A 17,197-nucleotide genomic window follows, 5' to 3' on the forward strand; every position below is an offset into this window, starting at 1 on the left:
TTTATATTAAAATGAGAATACTTCTTTTAGATAAAAATCACCCTCTTATTACCGAACAGCTTCTGGCCAGGAGCTTTATTTTGGAAGAAGATTTTACTTCTTCTTATGATGAGGTTTGCCATAAAATCGAACATTATGATGGTATTATCATCAGAAGCAGAATTCCACTGGATAAAAATTTCCTTGAAAAAGGCAGGAACCTGAAGTTTATAGCAAGAGTAGGAGCGGGAATGGAGAATATCGATATTCCTGTTGCTGAAGAATTGGGAATTCAGCTGATCAACTCTCCTGAAGGCAACAGAGATTCTGTTGCAGAACATGTAGTAGGAATGCTGCTGGTGATAATGAACAGGTTGTTTATTGCTTCTCAGGAAGTAAAAAACGGTATCTGGAAACGCGAAGAAAACAGAGGTGATGAACTGTTGGGAAAAACAGTAGGCCTTATAGGATACGGAAATATGGGAAAAGCTACCGCCAAAAGATTCTCAGGCTTTGGATGTAAAGTGATTTTTCATGATATCCTTCCGGGACTTTCCGATGAATTTGCCACACAGGTTAGTATAGAAGAACTGAAGCAGTCTGCAGATATTGTAAGCCTTCATATTCCTCTTACTTCAGAAACTCATTACCTGATTGATGAAAGCTTTATTGCTGAGATGGAGAATGACTTTTATTTTGTGAATACAGCAAGAGGAAAGAATGTAAAGACTAAAAGTTTAGTAGAGGCTTTAAAATCAGGAAAAGTAAAAGGAACCTGCCTGGATGTTCTGGAATATGAAAAATCTTCTTTTGAAAATATAGAAACGGAAAATGAAGATTTAAAATTTCTTCTAGAATCAGAAAAGGCTATTGTAACACCTCATATTGCCGGCTGGACTCATCAGAGTAAAGAAAAACTGGCACAATTCATTGTAGATAAAATAATAGCCTCTTTTGGCTAACACAATAAAGAATCAGTAAATTTTCCTATTGCTGATTCTTTCGTTTATGTTAAATAATTCATAATATCACTCTATATTTATTATTTATTTTCGAGTTTTATTAAATTGCCGCTCATTTTTGAATCTCATGAAGACGCGTAATTTTGTATTTATTTTAACTGTTCTTTTATCCCTATTTTCCTGTAAAAAAAAGTCTGAGGCCAAAGAAGTTTCAGCGGAAAATGATACCAATCTCCCTAACTACGGAAATGTAGATCTTGGAAAGGTTTTTACCCAATCAGATAACCAGGTTTTAGACAAACCAACAATGGTAAATTATATAGATCAGTATTACAAAAAGATCTGGGATGGAGGAGATCTTAGTGGCGGAATACTTGTTGCGAAAGGGGATGAGATTTTATACGAAAATTACAGAGGTTTCGGAAGAGAAGGAAACCAGATGCCTATAGATAAAAATATACCTTTGCATGTTGCATCGGTATCAAAAACATTAACGGCGATGGCGATGATGAAGCTGGTGGAAGCAGGGAAAATAAAGCTTTCAGACCATCTTAGCCAATATTTTCCAGGGTTTCCATACCCGAATGTTACTATTCAGACCTTATTGGATCAAAGAAGCGGACTTCCGAAGTACGAATATTTTATCACCAAAATACAGCCTGCGCCAGCAGAACTTTCCAAACCTTTTATTACCAACCAGGATGTCCTGAATATGATTATCAAATACAAGCCGGATCTGGCTAGAGATACAGATACAGGATTCATGTACTGTAATACCAACTTTGCTTTATTGGCTTTATTGATTGAAAAAGTGACCAAAACTCCGTTTCCTCAGGCCATGAAAGAAATGGTTTTTACACCACTAAAAATGACTAATTCTTATATTTTTCAGGAAAAAGATATTCCTACAGCGGCACAGTCTTTCTACTATGGAGGAAGTAAATTATATCCTTTAGACAGATTGGATCTTATTTATGGGGACAAAAACGTATACACTACACCAAGAGATTTATACAACTTCTCAAAAGCAATGTTCTCAAAAGATTTCCTGAAGCCTGAGCTGATGCAAATGGTATTTACACCTTACAGCAATGAAAAGTCCGGAATGAATAACTATGGATTAGGGTTTAGGATGAAAATTTTTGACAATGGGGAAAAACTAACTTACCATAATGGATGGTGGCACGGTAGTAATTCTGTATTTGCCCATCTTCTGAAGTCCAAGGTTACTATTGTAGCCATTGGCAATAAATATTCAAGCAAAGTATATACGGCGCTTGCATTGTCCGGGTTATTTGAAGATTTCCCTTTACAGAAGGATAAGCTTCATTCGGTAATGAACGACAATAAGGATACTTTGAATTCAGGACATGAAGTTTTTGGAGAATAATGTTTACTTTTGCCTAAACATTTTCATGAAAAGGTTTCTTTTATTATTCGTTATCAGTTTTCTTGTTCATTCATGTGCAAGAGTAGGTTCTCCTGTAGGGGGACCGAAAGATACTTTGGCTCCAAGATTTTTAAGTTCAAATATTGATACCACAAGAATCAATGTAAAAAGAGATATTCACGAACTCCGCCTGGATTTTGATGAGTATGTAACATTGAAAGATATCAATAAGAATCTGATCATTTCACCGCCTATCAAGAATATAAAGCGAATTCTTCCTTCCAATATTGCCAATAAATATGTTCTGATCCAATGGACGGATACTTTACAGGCCAATACCACTTATAATTTCAATTTTGGAAATTCAATTGTGGATAATAATGAATCCAACCCACTGCGGTATTTTAATTTTGCTTTTTCTACAGGCGACAAATTGGATGACTTGTATGTAAGTGGTGAAATAAAAGACGCTTTAGACATCAAAAAGAAAACAGGAAGTACTGAAAATAAATTGGTGGTAGGGCTTTATCAGGTTAAAGATACCATGAATTATAAGCAGAAGCCTTATTATATTACGAAGGTAGACGATGATGGATATTATGAGATGAATTACCTTTCTCCGGGAAAATATAAAATTATAGCATTTGCTGATGAGAATGGAAATTCCGTTTACGATCCCGGAAAAGAGAAAATAGGTTTTCAAAAAGAAGCGGTAGAGGTGGAGAAGTCTGTTTCAGGACTAAACTTAAAGGTATATCCTTCTAAAAAGCCTTTGAAATATTCTGAAATGAAAGAGGTGCCGGGAGGAATTCTTATGACATTTGAAGGCCATCCGGATGATGTAAAAGTAGAATCACTGAATGACAAACTTAAAGATATAAAGGTAACACACAGCCCAAAATCAGATTCTGTGAAAATCTGGTTTGATGCCGTGAAAAATAATGTAGGGCAAGAGACCACAGAAAAACTGGTGTTCACGCATGATAAGGGTCCGAAAAAAGACAGCGCCTATACTGTTTCCTTATTTTACAAATACAATAAGAAAAATGTGATGGATCTTAACAGTGACAACGGAGGAGGTTCACTAGCTCCGAAAACTGATTTTAAGATCTCTTCCAATTATTTCATTGATAAGATCGACCCTGCAAAATGGGTATTGAAAAGTGACAGTTTAACCACGCAGGAATTTACAGCCAAAATCTCTGAAACCAACCCGTATCAGATATTGATTCAGTCAGACTTTGTCAGCGGGAAGAAATATCAGCTTACCGTTCCAAAAGAAACAGTATCCTCTTTCTATGCTAAAAATACACAATCAAAACGTTTTGATTTTGACGTCGCTAAAGTAGACCAGTTTGGTAGCCTTGAATTTACCCTTCTGAATGCACCGTCTTCCAGCTATTGGATCCAGCTTCTTGACTCTTCTGAAAAAGCAATTTACCAGAGATATACAAAAGGGGATAAAGTGAAATTTGATATACTGAAACCTGAAGAGTATATTGTCAGAATATTGGTAGACAACAATGAAAATAAATATTGGGATGAGGCTGATTTTGCTACTGAAACTTTTGCCGAAGATGCCTATATTTTCTATAAAAAAGTTGTTATAAGAGGATTGTGGGAAACAAGAGAAGAATGGGACCTGAAAGATACCAGAACGCTTGATAATCCTAAAGCAGAGGTAGCTCCTGCTGATGACAAGAAGGAAGCCGTAGATCAGAACGTAAAAAAGGAGATTAAATCTGATAATGCCGTTCTAACTCCGGTAAAGTAAACGTATGAAAATCGCAAAAAAAATAGTCTTTTGGAGTTTGGTAGCTTTTGCTCTCATTCAGTTTATTCCTATTGACAGAGTAAACAAACCGGTAGATTCAAAAGTAAACTTTGTAGATTCCAGGAAAGCTCCGGAAAAGATTAGAATATTACTTAAAGGAGCATGCTATGATTGTCATTCCAATGAAACGGTTTATCCCAAATATGCTTTTATTGCTCCTGTTTCATGGTCTGTGAAAAGCCATGTAAATGAAGGTCGTCAGCATCTTAATTTTTCTGTTTGGGGTACCTATAATAAGGAATTAAAAGAGAATATGCTTGACAGGTCTATTGAGGCTCTTAAACATAAAACAATGCCGATGCCTGGTTATATTGTTTACCATAAAGAAGCAAATCTTTCGGAAGCAGAAAGATCACTGCTGATCCAATATTTTGAAGAAATGCTGAAGGCTAAAACGTATTGATTTTAATAGGATAGAGCGGATCAGTCTCAAAAGTCGTGGACTAAGCAAATTGGATTAAACTAAAACTTCTTGTTTGGATGACATTAAAATATGTGATTTTTATATTTTGACTTGAAAACAGGATGGAAATAACCTTTTATTCACGCAAAGGAAAAATAATTCGGATATTCTATTTTAAGAAAGCAAAGAAAGGCGACTTTATCGCTGAATAAGCATTAGCTTCATTAAAATAGATTTCTAATCGATTTATTCTTGGCTCACTTAAAATCAAGCGTAATAAAAATAGAACTTTGCGTCAAAGAGAAGGTTATTGATGTTAGTTTATATTACCCCCCAACTTTTGCACCTGATCCGAGAGCGCACAGCGCCTATCTGTTTTTTTCTGTTAAAATAAATTAGAATGCCTTCACAGCTGAAGCAGACTTCAAAAAGTAATTATCTGCCTGATCCTTAAAATTAGGGAAAAAAAACTCCCACAGATTTTAAATCTGCAGGAGAATATGTTACAAAAATTATTTCCTTACATAATTCTCAAAAAACCTCTTCTGAGAATCAAAAGCTATATCATCAAGGTTAAGTTCCCTTAAAGGAATCCATACCGCTTCTGATATTTCTGAAAGCTCAAGGTTTACCTCAAATTTTTCCGAAACAGTATACTCATAAAAAAGATCAATCGTATTATAATCAATTTCTTTATATTGATAGATGTTAGGAAGACTGGTAAGGTATTTTAAGTTTGAAATATTGATACTAAGCTGAAGCTCTTCAAAAAGCTCTCTTTTGCAGGTTTCTTCTGCGCTTTCTTTAGGATCGACAAATCCTCCCGCAAGATCGAGTTTTCCCTTTTTAGGATCTCTGTTTCTCCTGGTAAGATAAATTTCGTCACCACATCTGATCACCACAGCTACAGCGCCTGCTACATTATTATACAACCTGAAGTCACATTCAGGACAGTTCCATTTCTTTTCACCATCCCAGTGTAAAGATTCTTTGCCACAGCTTGGGCAATATTTCAATAATTTCATCTGTTTATAATTACTTTTTTAAAGTTCAGATGGAACTTTATTTCATTGAGTAATATTAATATTTCTCGGGTGATAACTCAAAATAACATCCCGCAATTCTTCAGTTTTTAAATGAGTGTAGATTTCCGTTGTTGTAATACTGGAATGTCCCAGCATTTCCTGAATATAACGCAAATCTGCTCCATTCTGAAGCAAATGTGTTGCAAAAGAATGCCTGAAGGTGTGTGGAGATATCTTTTTGTTAACCCCTGCTTTATCCGTAAGTTCTTTGATGATAAGAAATACAATAACCCTTGACATCGAGGTGCCACGGCTGTTCAGGAACAGTGTATCTTCATATTTCTTATTGATTTTACCTTTAGAACGTACTTCCTTGATATAATTTTCCAGTAATTCAGCTGTATAGTCAGCCAACGGAACGAAACGCGTTTTGTTTCCTTTTCCATTGACTTTAATATACTGCTCTTTGAAATTGATATTGGATATTTTCAAATCAATAAGTTCAGAAACACGGAGTCCGCAACCATACAGTACCTCAATGATACAGTTGTTCCTTTTCCCCAGATCTGTATTGATTTCAATAGCAGCAATAATTTTGTTGATATCAAGCAGGCTTAAAGTGTCTGGTAGATAGAGTCCTAATTTAGGACCTTCGAGTAACGCTGCAGGGTTGTCTTCCCGGAATTCATCCTCAAGCAGAAATTTAAAGAAAGCTTTAATGGAAGAGATCCATCTCGCTTGAGATCTCTCACTGAATTTCTGTTTAGAAAGATTGAAAATGTATTCCTGCAGGTTTTCGTAACCGATAGAATCTGGACCGACGTTTGCCAGATCTTCTTCTGCGTAATCTTTTAATTTTTTAATGTCCCGAACATAGGCGTCGAGTGTGTTGTCTGAAAAATTTCTTTCGAAGCGAAGAAATATTTCAAAATCTTTGATCTTTTCATCCCAAGTCATTTGTGCTTATTTTTTTAGTTCACAGTCCGATATTTGTTCTATTTCAATACCATGGTTTTTCAGGAACGAAATGCCGTCTTCATCCGAGTATTCATTAATATACACCAGTCTTGTAATTCCTGCCTGCAGGATTAGTTTACTGCATTCTTTACAAGGCGACAGCGTTAGATATAGCGTTGCCCCTTTTGCAGACTGAGTAGAAGCTGCCAGCTTTAATATAGCATTAGCCTCCGCATGCAGTACATACCAGTGCGTTTTTCCCTCTTCATTTTCACAGCAGTTCTCAAACCCCGAAGGAGTTCCGTTATAACCGTCTGAAATAATCATCCTATCTTTTACGATAAGAGCTCCCACCTGTTTTCTCTTACAGTAGGAGAGTTTTGCCCATTCCTGAGCCATTTTTAGATAAGCCTTGTCAAACTTATTCATACCGCAGCATTAGTTTTTTCGAAATAATTGGATTAAAAGCTTGAAAGTTTAGAAGTTCGGCTTTCTTTTCTCTAGGAAAGCAGTCACTCCTTCTTTCTTATCGTCCATTTCAAAAAGTTCCCCGAAATACTTGATTTCAGTTTCAAAACCTTTCTCCGTGTCAGATAAATTCACGGCGTGGATAGCCTTAGATATTGCCATTGGTGAATTGTGGGCAATAGTGTTCGCTAATTCTTTCGTTTTGGTTAATAATTCTTCAATAGGGTATACTTCATTTACCAATCCGATTTCTTTTGCTTTTTGAGCAGGAATCATTTTGGCTGAGAAGATCATTTCGTTGGCAATACCTTTTCCCACAAGCTTAGGAAGCCTTTGAGTCCCTCCGTATCCCGGGATTAATCCCAGCGTTACTTCAGGAAGACCCAATCTGGCGTTTTCCGATGCATATCTGATATGGCATGCCATAGCAAGCTCTAAACCTCCTCCCAATGCAAAACCGTTTACGGCTGCAATGACAGGTTTAGACATATTTTCAATTTTATTAAACAGTGAATTTTGTCCGTTTCGGGCAAGCTCTTCAGCTTTTTCTTGCCCAAACTCGCTGAATTCTTTGATGTCAGCACCAGCTACAAAAGACTTTTCACCACTTCCCGTAAGGATAATAACCCTGCAGGAATGGTCGGAATTAAGCTCGTCCATTGCTGTACTGATCTCCTGAATAGTTTTTGCATTTAACGCATTTAAACTCTCAGGTCTGTTTATGATAATGATAGATACTTTATCTTCTTTTTTTAATAATATATTTTCGTAACTCATTTTTCCACTTTGAAATATCATCCTCTGCAAATTATGAATTTTTTGCAAAAAAAAGGAAAAAATATTATTTTTTTTTCCTTTTTTTTAATTTATTGTTCAATATGATTATTTGGAATGATTCATCATATTTGCATCGATATTGACATTTAATTGGGAAGCCACTCTCATGCCAAGTTCGATATTAGCCCTAAAAAAGTGACATAATTGCCTGTTGATGATCTCTTCTCTCTTGGGTCCGGAGATCCCTTTCATACTTCCTACGATGTTGTTAATCAGGTGTTCCCTGTCTTCAGTATTCATTGCTTTTGAGTAAAGAAGGCCCGGTTGAGTATAATGATCACTGTCGTTTTCATTTCTGTTATAGTTGGCGACATGAGCGCTGTCCAGTTCATACTCATAGTTTTTATAAGACGGATCAGGCGTGATATCATCAAAGCTGTTGGGGTGATAATTGGGTTTATCCTGATATTGGCTTGAATCTGCCATATAGCCGTCTCTTTGATAATTATTAACAGCAAAAGGACATCTGTTCACCTCCAGCTGATGGGCATTTACCCCAACCCTGTATCGGTGAGCATCAGGATAAGAAAACAGTCTTCCCTGAAGCATTTTGTCCGGTGAAAAGCTGATCCCGTTAATCAGGCTGCTGGGAGAAAACGTAGACTGCTCAACATGGGCAAAATAATTGACAGGAACTTCATTGAGCTCCATTTCACCTACCTCAATAAGAGGGAAGTCATCATGGAACCATACTTTGGTAACATCAAAAGGATTCCATCTGAAATCTTTTGCCTGGTCTTCTGTCATCACCTGGATATACATAGTCCATTTTGGGAAATCTCCATTTTCAATAGAATTGCAGAGATCTTCCTGGGCAAAGTCAGGATTTTCTCCAGCCATTTTTACGGCTTCTTCATCCGTAAAGTTTTTTACCCCCTGTTTTGTTTTGAAGTGAAACTTTACCCATACTCTTTCGTTCTGCTCATTGATCATGGAAAAAGTGTGAGATCCAAAACCATGCATATGTCTGAAACCATAAGGTGTTCCTCTGTCTGACATTAAAATAAGAACCTGGTGAAGAGACTCCGGATTGAAACTCCAGAAATCCCACATCATAGTGGCACTCTTTAGATTGGTTTTAGGAAGTCTTTTTTGAGTATGTATAAAATCCGGAAATTTTTTAGCATCTTTAATAAAGAAAACAGGAGTGTTATTCCCTACAAGATCCCAGTTTCCATCTTCTGTATAAAATTTTAAAGCAAATCCCCTTGGATCTCTTGCCGTATCTGCACTTCCTTTTTCTCCTCCTACGGTAGAAAATCTTGCAAACATTCTGCATGAATTACCTACTTTTGAAAATAGCTTTGCTTTTGTATATTTACTGATATCATGGGTTACGGTAAAGGTTCCGTACGCTCCACTCCCCTTAGCATGTACAATTCTTTCAGGAATCCTCTCCCTAACGAAATGGGCAAGGTTCTCCTGAAGAACAAAGTCTTGCAGCAATACCGGGCCTCTTGGTCCTACCGTCTGGGAATCCTGATGCTCAAAATAAGGCGTGCCGTTACTTAACGTTAATTTTTTAGAATCCATATATCGATGATTTGAATAATTGTTTTCTTTATTTCTAAATACCTCTGTAAAGGTAGTGAATATCAAATTTACTTGAATTTTTAATTGCTAATAGCAAAAACATTATATCTTTGTAATAGATAATATTAATCAAATGAACATTCAGCAACTGGAGTATCTTATCGCTGTTGATAAGTATAAACATTTTGGAAAAGCAGCCCAGGCATGCTTCATTACCCAACCTACCTTAAGTGCAATGATACAGAAGTTTGAGGACGAACTGGATGTGAAGGTTTTTGACAGAACTACACACCCTATCCGTACCACAGATGTAGGTCTTCAGATCATTGATCAGGCTAAGGTTATTATAGAATCTGTCAATGAACTGAAAAATAAGGCCAATCTTTTGAATAATATTTTAGGAGGAACTATTAATCTGGGTATTATTCCAACTGTTTCTTCTTTTATTCTGCCTACAGAAATTTTTAAATTCCTGGAAGATAATCCTAAGATTCAGATGAATGTAAAGGAAATGACAACCGATAATATTATCAAAGCGTTAAAAGCAGGAGAACTGGATGCGGGCATTATTTCCACTCCTTATGATACGGCTGATGAGTTTTATCAGGATTTCCTATTCAATGAAGAGCTGATGATCTACAGTTCCAATACTGAAGCTAATAAAAAGAACTCTTATATTATTCCTGAAGACCTGAATGTAGAAAAGGTATGGCTGCTTGAAGAAGGAAACTGTCTTAGAAACCAGTTCGAAAATATCTGTCATCTGAAAGAAAATACATTAAAGCCTAAAAACTTAGATTTCTTGGCTTCCAATATTCAGACGTTGGTACATATGGTAGATAAAGTAGGAGGAATTAGTATTTTACCGGAACTTGCCTTAAGCCAGCTTTCAGAAGAGCAGAAAAAAAATGTCTTCAGATTTAAGAAGCCGTTCCCATACAGAGAAATCAGTATTATATATTATAAGCCGACCTTTAAACAGAAAATTATTGACGAATTATCACATTCTATCAAAACTTCTTTAGAGCTTAAATTGAACTATCATGAAAGCCCTAAAGAATTTGTAAGCATAAAGCCACAATAGTCAGGATGCTCTAAAATGATATAAGTCATTAATTTAAACAAAATTATAATTAGTAAACAAAATTTTTGAGTATTAGAAAAATAGTACTTAAATTTGCTGACGTTTACGACGAGGAAAAATTTGACCTGATTGCAACCTCTATAAAAAAATGCTAAAACAGTATTCTTTTTGGGCAATTTTATTCTTATTTTTCTTCAAATTTTTTTAATCTAAAAAACAAAGAATAATATGTCTTATTTATTTACATCTGAATCTGTTTCAGAAGGACATCCGGATAAAATCGCCGATCAGATCTCCGACGCATTAATCGACCACTTTTTAGCATACGATAAAAGTTCTAAAGTTGCCTGTGAGACTCTTGTGACTACAGGGCAGGTAGTATTGGCAGGAGAAGTAAAATCTGATGCTTACCTTGATGTTCAGACAATTGCCAGAGAAGTAATCAATGGAATTGGATATACAAAAGGGGAATATATGTTCAATGGAGATTCTTGTGGAGTAATCTCCGCCATCCATGAGCAGTCTCCCGATATCAATCAGGGTGTGGACAGAGCGGTAACAGATGAATCTTTTGAAGCCAAAGCCAACGCACAGGGAGCAGGTGACCAGGGGATGATGTTCGGTTATGCAACTAATGAAACGGCTAATTACATGCCTCTTGCTTTAGATTTAGCCCATACAATCCTTAAAGAACTTTCCAATATCAGAAGGGAAAATAAAGAAATCCCTTATCTTCGTCCGGATGCAAAAAGCCAGGTAACTATTGAATATTCTGATGATCACAAACCAATCAGGATTGATTCTATTGTCGTTTCTACGCAGCATGATGATTTCGGAACTGAAGAAGAAATGCTGAATAAGATCCGTGAAGATATCAAGAATATCTTAGTGCCTAGAGTGGTGGCACAGCAGACTGAAGAAATCAAAGCTTTATTCAATGATCAGATCAAATACCATATCAACCCGACAGGTAAATTCGTAATCGGAGGACCTCACGGAGATACCGGTCTTACAGGTAGAAAAATCATTGTTGATACTTATGGAGGAAAAGGAGCTCACGGTGGTGGTGCTTTCTCAGGAAAAGATCCTTCAAAAGTAGACAGAAGTGCGGCCTATGCAACAAGACATATTGCTAAAAACTTAGTGGCTGCAGGTATTGCTGACGAAGTTTTGGTACAGGTTTCTTATGCCATCGGTGTAGCAGAACCTTGTGGATTATATATTAATACCTATGGAACGGCAAAAGTAGATCTTCATGACGGTGAAATTGCTAAAAAAGTTTCAGGGATCTTTGATCTGAGACCTTATGCTATTGAGCAGAATCTAAAATTAAGAAATCCTATCTATTTGGAAACGGCTTCTTACGGTCACATGGGTAAAGATCATTATGTAGCTGATAAAACGTTCAATAAAGGACATAAAAATGAACTTACGCTGAAAGATCTTGAGTTTTTCACGTGGGAGAAATTAGACAAAGTAGGGGAAATTAAAGCCGCTTTCGGAATTTAATTTTTTCTTTACCATAATAAATGACTGCTTTATCTTCTGATAAGGCAGTTTTTTTTAATTTTACACTTTAATTAATTGAAAGATGATGAATTTTCGAACTGCAGTTGCTGTACTCTCCCTGTTTTTTCTAAGCACATTAGTAAAAGCCCAATATACCATGCATAAAATGATCAGTGTGGGATATGCCTACCAGAATCAGAGTTTTGGGGAATTAGGGGGGAAACTGCTTTTCCTGAAAAATGATGATGTCATTTACAGATTGGGGGGGGCTGCCTTAATGGGAGTTGCAGACTCCAAGTTTGCCATTATGCCAAAACTGCAGGCTGATGTACTGCTTAATTTTCAAAAAAATGTAGACTTCTACCATTCTTATTATTTTTTAATGGGCGCAGAGGGAACAAATAAATATATTGCTCCGAAAATTGGGGTTACCTTATTTGGGATGCTGGACCTTACCGGAGGATATGCTTTTCCTATCGGAGATGCCCGTTTAAACGGAAAAGAAATGAAAGGTCTAAATATTAATTTTACATTAAATATCCCAACTGTATTTATTCATGACATGTTTAAGTAACTTTTTTTAAATTTTTCTTGTGAAAAATTAATAATAAGTTAACAGTTATTAAAAAATGATTATATTTACATCATAATATAATTGTGCCGCCTATTGAAGAGACTCTACTCTAAAAAACTGTTTTGTATATACAGCAAAAGCCAGATGAAATATCTGGAGGAAGCCTTGTCTACAAATATTTATATTGAGAAGAGTTATGAAATCAAATTCGGATAGTTTACTAATTTCATTGTACCAAAAAGGAGATGAGGAAGCGTTATCGGCTCTCATTCATCGCCATCAGAGAGAACTGTTTACATTCATTTTTTACAAAATTAATGATGAAGATTTAGCCAACGATATTTTTCAGGATACATTCATGAAAATTATTGTCATGCTGAAAGAAGGACGCTATAACGAAGAAGGGAAATTTATTCTTTGGGCAAAAAGAATCTCTCACAACTTAATCATAGATCATTTCAGATCTAAAGCAAAAAATATCAAAGTTTCAGAAACTACTTTTGAAACTGATGAATATTCTATTTTTGATTTAATACGTGAACCCTCGGAAAATATTGAAGATCAGCTTGTAACCAATCAGATCCAGGAAGATTTGTTGAGAATGCTGCAATTCCTTCCTCCCAACCAACAGGAAGTGATCAAACTGAGGTTTTTTGACGGACTAAGCTTTAAAGAAATTGCAGATCATACTGATATGAGCATTAATACGACCTTAGGAAGGGTAAGATATGCATTGATTAACCTGAGAAAAATCATGGACGAAAATAATATAATCTTAACCAGATAGATAATATTTTGTAAAAATTCACGTTTTAAGGAAAACATACTTCGCCTATGAAAAAAAATGATTCCTTAAAAGTGAAAACTTTGAAACCTAAAAAGCAAACCATTGATCTTTTACTCAATTTTTCTAAAAGCCTTGAGGTGGTGAAAAGCACGAGTAAAAATTATACGATCTTAAAAAATTAAAATCACTAACTTTGTGCTGTATGAAAATGCAGCACGTTTTTTTTGATCTGGACAATACGCTCTGGGATCACCGCAGAAATGCCTACCTTACCATCAAAGATCTTTTTGATAACCAGGAGATTAACCCGAAGTATAATATTGACTTTGAGGAGTTTCACTCTGTTTACCATGATATTAATGAAGACCTTTGGGAAAAAATCAGAGATGGAATTATAGGCAAAGAATATTTAAGAGAACATCGTTTCTATGATACATTCAAATATTTTGGAGTAGAAAACAAAGAACTTTCCAATTATTTTGAAGAAAATTTCCTGGATAATATTGTTGGATATAATGAATTGGTAGATGGAGCTGAAGACATCCTCGTCTATCTGAAGGCAAAGAATTATAAGCTGCATATTATTTCTAATGGTTTTCAGGATGTAACAGAGAGGAAATGTACTTTATCGGGGATCGCTCCTTTTTTTGAAACGATTACCAGTGCAGATTCTATAGGGGTAAGAAAGCCTGATCCTAAGATTTTTGAATACTCCCTGGGGCTTTCGGAAGCTAAAAAAGAGGAAAGTATCCTGATTGGTGATGACTGGATTGCTGATGCCATGGGAGCAAAAAATTTCGGTATGGATTCTATTTTCTTTGATGTTTATAAAGAAGATAAGAAAGAAGCCGGATTAAAAGCTATTACCCACCTTCAGCAAATTAAAGAGTATTTATAAAGATTACCGGACTCTAAAGTCTACAACAAGCATATGTAAACCATTAAGAAATCATTTCTTAATGGTTTTTTTATCTCCATTTTTTTTCTGTATTCCATTTTTCCCAATTCTTTCCTAAATTGATTTGGACCTTTGCTTCATAATAATAACGAAAAACGTAATGTTATGAAAAATGTAAAGAAAATCACAGGAGTATTTATTTTAATCTTCATGTTGGCGGGAGGCTTCATTTCTGCACAGGATAGAGCGATTCAGGCCAACCAGTTACCTAAAGCGGCAAAAACCTTTCTTGCTGTCCATTTTAAAGGGATACCTGTAAGTTCGGCCATTGAAGACAGGGAGATCTACGGAGTGGATGATTACAAGGTATACCTGAACAATGGAATGAAAATGGAATTTGACAGTAATGGAAACTGGAAAGAAGTAGATGGTAAGCACCAGAAGCTGCCTTACGGATTTATTCCTTTATCTATCAGGAACTATACAACCCGTAATTTCCCGAATACGTCCATCGTTAAGGTAGAAAAAAAGAGATGGTCTTATAAAGCGGAGCTTTCCAACGGACTGGAGCTGGAATTTGATAAAAACGGGAATTTTAAAAGAATTGATGACTAATTTGCCATTATAAATAACACCAAAATTTAAAAATATGATCAATTGGAATATCATAAGAAATACCGGAAGAGAGGTTTCTTCCAACAAGATTAGGAAGAGTATTGTATCTTTTATAACAAGGCACCATCCGTGCAGTGTGGTGAGTTCTATTGAAAAAAAATATGATGCCTATAAAATTCACCTGATGAGTGGGATCTGCCTTTTTTTTGATGCAGACGGGCGTTTTATAAAAATGAGCTAGTTGGTAAGATTCAGGAGGCTGGAAGAAAAATTTTGGGGAACCCCGAATGAAGTTTCTCTCCGGCTTCCCTCCTTATAATTTCATATATTTGATATAAGTTTTAACTGTTCAGCAGAGCGTAAACCATAGCAGAATGAAGATTTTAATAGTAGAAGATGAACCGGCTTTAAGAGATACCGTTCAGAAATTTCTGGAAGCAGAGCATTTTATTGTAGAATACGCAGATACCTACAGTTCTGGCCTTGAAAAGGTTATTTCCTACGAATATGACTGTATTTTACTGGATATTATGCTGCCGGACGGAAGTGGGATAGATCTGCTGAGAGAAATTAAAAAAATGCATAAAAAAGATCCTGTCATTATCCTTTCGGCTAAAGATTCTGTAGATGATAAGGTAACAGGTCTGGAGATAGGGGCAGATGATTATCTTGCCAAACCTTTTCATCTGGCTGAGCTGATGGCGAGGGTGAAATCTGTGATCAGAAGAAATAACCAGGATGGCGAAAATAGTATTACCTATAAGAACATAAGTATTGATCCCGACCTTAGAAAGGTTATGGTAGGAAAGGAAGAGCTTGTACTGAACCGTAAAGAATATGACCTCCTGTATTATTTTGTCATTCATCCGGAAAAAACCTTACAGAAAACTACATTAGCCGAAGCGATCTGGGGAGATTATATAGATCAGGCAGATAGTCTTGATTTTATATATTCGCAAATTAAAAACCTTCGTAAAAAACTGAAAACCGTCAATGCTGAAGCTGATTTTCAGGCAGTATATGGGATCGGCTATAAATTTATCTGATGCAAGTTTCATTAAAATATTATACCATAAAATACCTTATTATGATCCTTCTGCTGATTATTGCAGTTTGGGCCGGGTTATTTTATGCCTATATCCTGGATGAAGTTCATGATAATGTGGATGATGGGCTTAGGGACAGAAAAATACAGATTATTAAAGCAGTATACCTGAATCCTCAGTTATTGAAGAATAACGATTTTGGATTTAATGAATTCAAAATTAATCCTATTACTGCCGGAGAATATAAAAATAAAAGCCGGCTCTATAATAAGATGTATTATATGGAGTATGACGATAAAGATCAACCCTATCGTGTACTTGAAGCAGATTTTATCGATCAGTATAAGATGAACCAGAGGCTTGTTATAAGAACTTCTACAGTAGAAGAGGATGAGCTGGTCTATGACCTCACAACAGCCTTAATTGTCCTCTATATTGTTTTGGTCATAAGTATAGTGGCTGTCAATGGATATCTGCTGAATAAAGCCATGCGTCCATTCTATTTAATTTTAGATAAACTTAAAAAATACCAGTTTGGGATTCCTGCTGATCCGCAGAATGAGGAATATATAATTAAAGAGTTTGAAGAGCTGAATGTTGAAATTAATGAAATGATTGACCGCAATGAGCTTGTTTTCTATCAGCAGAAGCAGTTTATTGAAAATGCTTCCCATGAACTTCAGACTCCTCTTGCCATTGTTATCAATAAGATAGATCTTCTGATTCAGAATGATGATCTTGATGAAAAGAATCTGAATTTTCTTACCGGGGTAAAAAATGACCTGCGAAGAATGGTAGGCTTGAATAAATCTTTATTGATGCTTTCCAAAATTGAGAACAGCCAGTTTAACAAAACATCAGGAGTAGATTTTAATGCTTTGATCAGTAAGTTGGTTCAAAATTATGAAGATTTTATAGCGTTTAAAAAAGTAGATGTCAATATCATAGAAAAAGGAAGTTTTGAAGCTGATTTCAATCGCGACCTTGCGGATATTCTGCTTTCTAATCTTCTTAAGAACGCCATTAAATATAATAATGAAGAAGGCACATTGAATATTATGATTGAGGATGACAGGATTACATTTCAAAACAGTGGAGCAGCCGTGGGATTAGATCCATCCAGGATTTTTGACCGTTTCTATAAACAGAGTTCCGATCACACTTCTACCGGGCTGGGGCTGTCAATCATTAAAACCATCATCAAACAGTATCCCGGTTGGGAAATTACCTATAAGTTTGAAGATAGAATGCATTATTTTATACTTGTAAAGAATGGTACCTAAGGATAGAATACCC

Annotated in this window: 18 protein-coding genes; 13 read left to right on the forward strand and 5 right to left on the reverse strand. The window is 35.8% G+C overall.

Going from position 1 to position 17,197, the window contains the following annotated elements:
* Positions 1-11 precede the first annotated feature (11 nt).
* The 4 genes from MP477_RS06650 to MP477_RS06665 all read left to right on the forward strand — a co-directional run bounded on the left by MP477_RS06650 (position 12) and on the right by MP477_RS06665 (position 4,568).
* A complete protein-coding gene (locus MP477_RS06650; RefSeq protein WP_257189698.1) occupies positions 12-941 on the forward strand; it encodes a 2-hydroxyacid dehydrogenase in 930 nt (309 codons plus the stop codon).
* A gap of 127 nt (positions 942-1,068) precedes the next feature.
* The gene (locus MP477_RS06655; RefSeq protein ID WP_257189699.1) at positions 1,069-2,331 is read left to right on the forward strand and encodes a serine hydrolase; all 1,263 of its coding nucleotides are present in this window, start codon (positions 1,069-1,071) and stop codon (positions 2,329-2,331) included.
* Positions 2,332-2,356: 25 nt separating this feature from the next.
* A complete protein-coding gene (locus MP477_RS06660) occupies positions 2,357-4,105 on the forward strand; it encodes an Ig-like domain-containing protein (RefSeq protein WP_257189700.1) in 1,749 nt (582 codons plus the stop codon).
* A gap of 4 nt (positions 4,106-4,109) precedes the next feature.
* Positions 4,110-4,568 (forward strand): heme-binding domain-containing protein, encoded by a 459-nt coding sequence (locus MP477_RS06665; protein WP_257189701.1) that lies wholly within the window; start codon positions 4,110-4,112, stop codon positions 4,566-4,568.
* Between the two features lie 512 nt (positions 4,569-5,080).
* Here the strand turns inward: MP477_RS06665 and MP477_RS06670 are convergent.
* The 5 genes from MP477_RS06670 to MP477_RS06690 form a co-directional block, all read right to left on the reverse strand.
* A complete protein-coding gene (locus tag MP477_RS06670; protein ID WP_257189702.1) occupies positions 5,081-5,593 on the reverse strand; it encodes an NUDIX domain-containing protein in 513 nt (170 codons plus the stop codon).
* A gap of 42 nt (positions 5,594-5,635) precedes the next feature.
* Entirely contained in the window at positions 5,636-6,550 is a 915-nt protein-coding gene (gene xerD, locus MP477_RS06675; RefSeq protein WP_230032533.1) for a site-specific tyrosine recombinase XerD, read from the reverse strand.
* A gap of 6 nt (positions 6,551-6,556) precedes the next feature.
* Complete coding sequence (locus MP477_RS06680) at positions 6,557-6,979, reverse strand: dCMP deaminase family protein (protein WP_047492363.1); 423 nt, start codon at positions 6,977-6,979, stop codon at positions 6,557-6,559.
* 48 nt (positions 6,980-7,027) lie between these two features.
* Positions 7,028-7,795, reverse strand: coding sequence for an enoyl-CoA hydratase/isomerase family protein (locus MP477_RS06685; RefSeq protein ID WP_230032530.1), 768 nt, complete (start codon positions 7,793-7,795; stop codon positions 7,028-7,030).
* A gap of 105 nt (positions 7,796-7,900) precedes the next feature.
* Complete coding sequence (locus MP477_RS06690; protein ID WP_257189703.1) at positions 7,901-9,388, reverse strand: catalase; 1,488 nt, start codon at positions 9,386-9,388, stop codon at positions 7,901-7,903.
* Between the two features lie 133 nt (positions 9,389-9,521).
* Between MP477_RS06690 and MP477_RS06695 the strand changes: the two genes are divergently transcribed.
* The 9 genes from MP477_RS06695 to MP477_RS06735 all read left to right on the forward strand — a co-directional run bounded on the left by MP477_RS06695 (position 9,522) and on the right by MP477_RS06735 (position 17,184).
* Positions 9,522-10,472 (forward strand): LysR substrate-binding domain-containing protein, encoded by a 951-nt coding sequence (locus tag MP477_RS06695; protein ID WP_047428937.1) that lies wholly within the window; start codon positions 9,522-9,524, stop codon positions 10,470-10,472.
* Between the two features lie 228 nt (positions 10,473-10,700).
* The gene (gene metK, locus MP477_RS06700) at positions 10,701-11,981 is read left to right on the forward strand and encodes a methionine adenosyltransferase (RefSeq protein WP_230032527.1); all 1,281 of its coding nucleotides are present in this window, start codon (positions 10,701-10,703) and stop codon (positions 11,979-11,981) included.
* An 82-nt stretch (positions 11,982-12,063) separates the two neighbouring features.
* Positions 12,064-12,555 (forward strand): hypothetical protein, encoded by a 492-nt coding sequence (locus MP477_RS06705; RefSeq protein WP_257189704.1) that lies wholly within the window; start codon positions 12,064-12,066, stop codon positions 12,553-12,555.
* Positions 12,556-12,751: 196 nt separating this feature from the next.
* Complete coding sequence (locus tag MP477_RS06710; protein ID WP_230032524.1) at positions 12,752-13,342, forward strand: RNA polymerase sigma factor; 591 nt, start codon at positions 12,752-12,754, stop codon at positions 13,340-13,342.
* A gap of 202 nt (positions 13,343-13,544) precedes the next feature.
* A complete protein-coding gene (locus MP477_RS06715) occupies positions 13,545-14,240 on the forward strand; it encodes a YjjG family noncanonical pyrimidine nucleotidase (RefSeq protein ID WP_257189705.1) in 696 nt (231 codons plus the stop codon).
* A gap of 165 nt (positions 14,241-14,405) precedes the next feature.
* Complete coding sequence (locus MP477_RS06720; RefSeq protein WP_230032522.1) at positions 14,406-14,855, forward strand: PepSY-like domain-containing protein; 450 nt, start codon at positions 14,406-14,408, stop codon at positions 14,853-14,855.
* 34 nt (positions 14,856-14,889) lie between these two features.
* Positions 14,890-15,096 (forward strand): hypothetical protein, encoded by a 207-nt coding sequence (locus tag MP477_RS06725; protein ID WP_257189706.1) that lies wholly within the window; start codon positions 14,890-14,892, stop codon positions 15,094-15,096.
* Positions 15,097-15,229: 133 nt separating this feature from the next.
* Positions 15,230-15,901 carry a response regulator transcription factor gene (locus MP477_RS06730; protein WP_230032519.1) on the forward strand — a complete coding sequence of 224 codons (672 nt, stop codon included), beginning with the start codon at positions 15,230-15,232 and terminating at the stop codon, positions 15,899-15,901.
* Positions 15,901-17,184, forward strand: coding sequence for a HAMP domain-containing sensor histidine kinase (locus MP477_RS06735; RefSeq protein ID WP_257189707.1), 1,284 nt, complete (start codon positions 15,901-15,903; stop codon positions 17,182-17,184). The genes MP477_RS06730 and MP477_RS06735 overlap by 1 nt, the downstream gene beginning before the upstream one ends.
* Positions 17,185-17,197 lie beyond the last annotated feature (13 nt).

This window comes from Chryseobacterium sp. WG23, from assembly GCF_024586575.1.
Classification (GTDB): Bacteria; Bacteroidota; Bacteroidia; order Flavobacteriales; family Weeksellaceae; genus Chryseobacterium.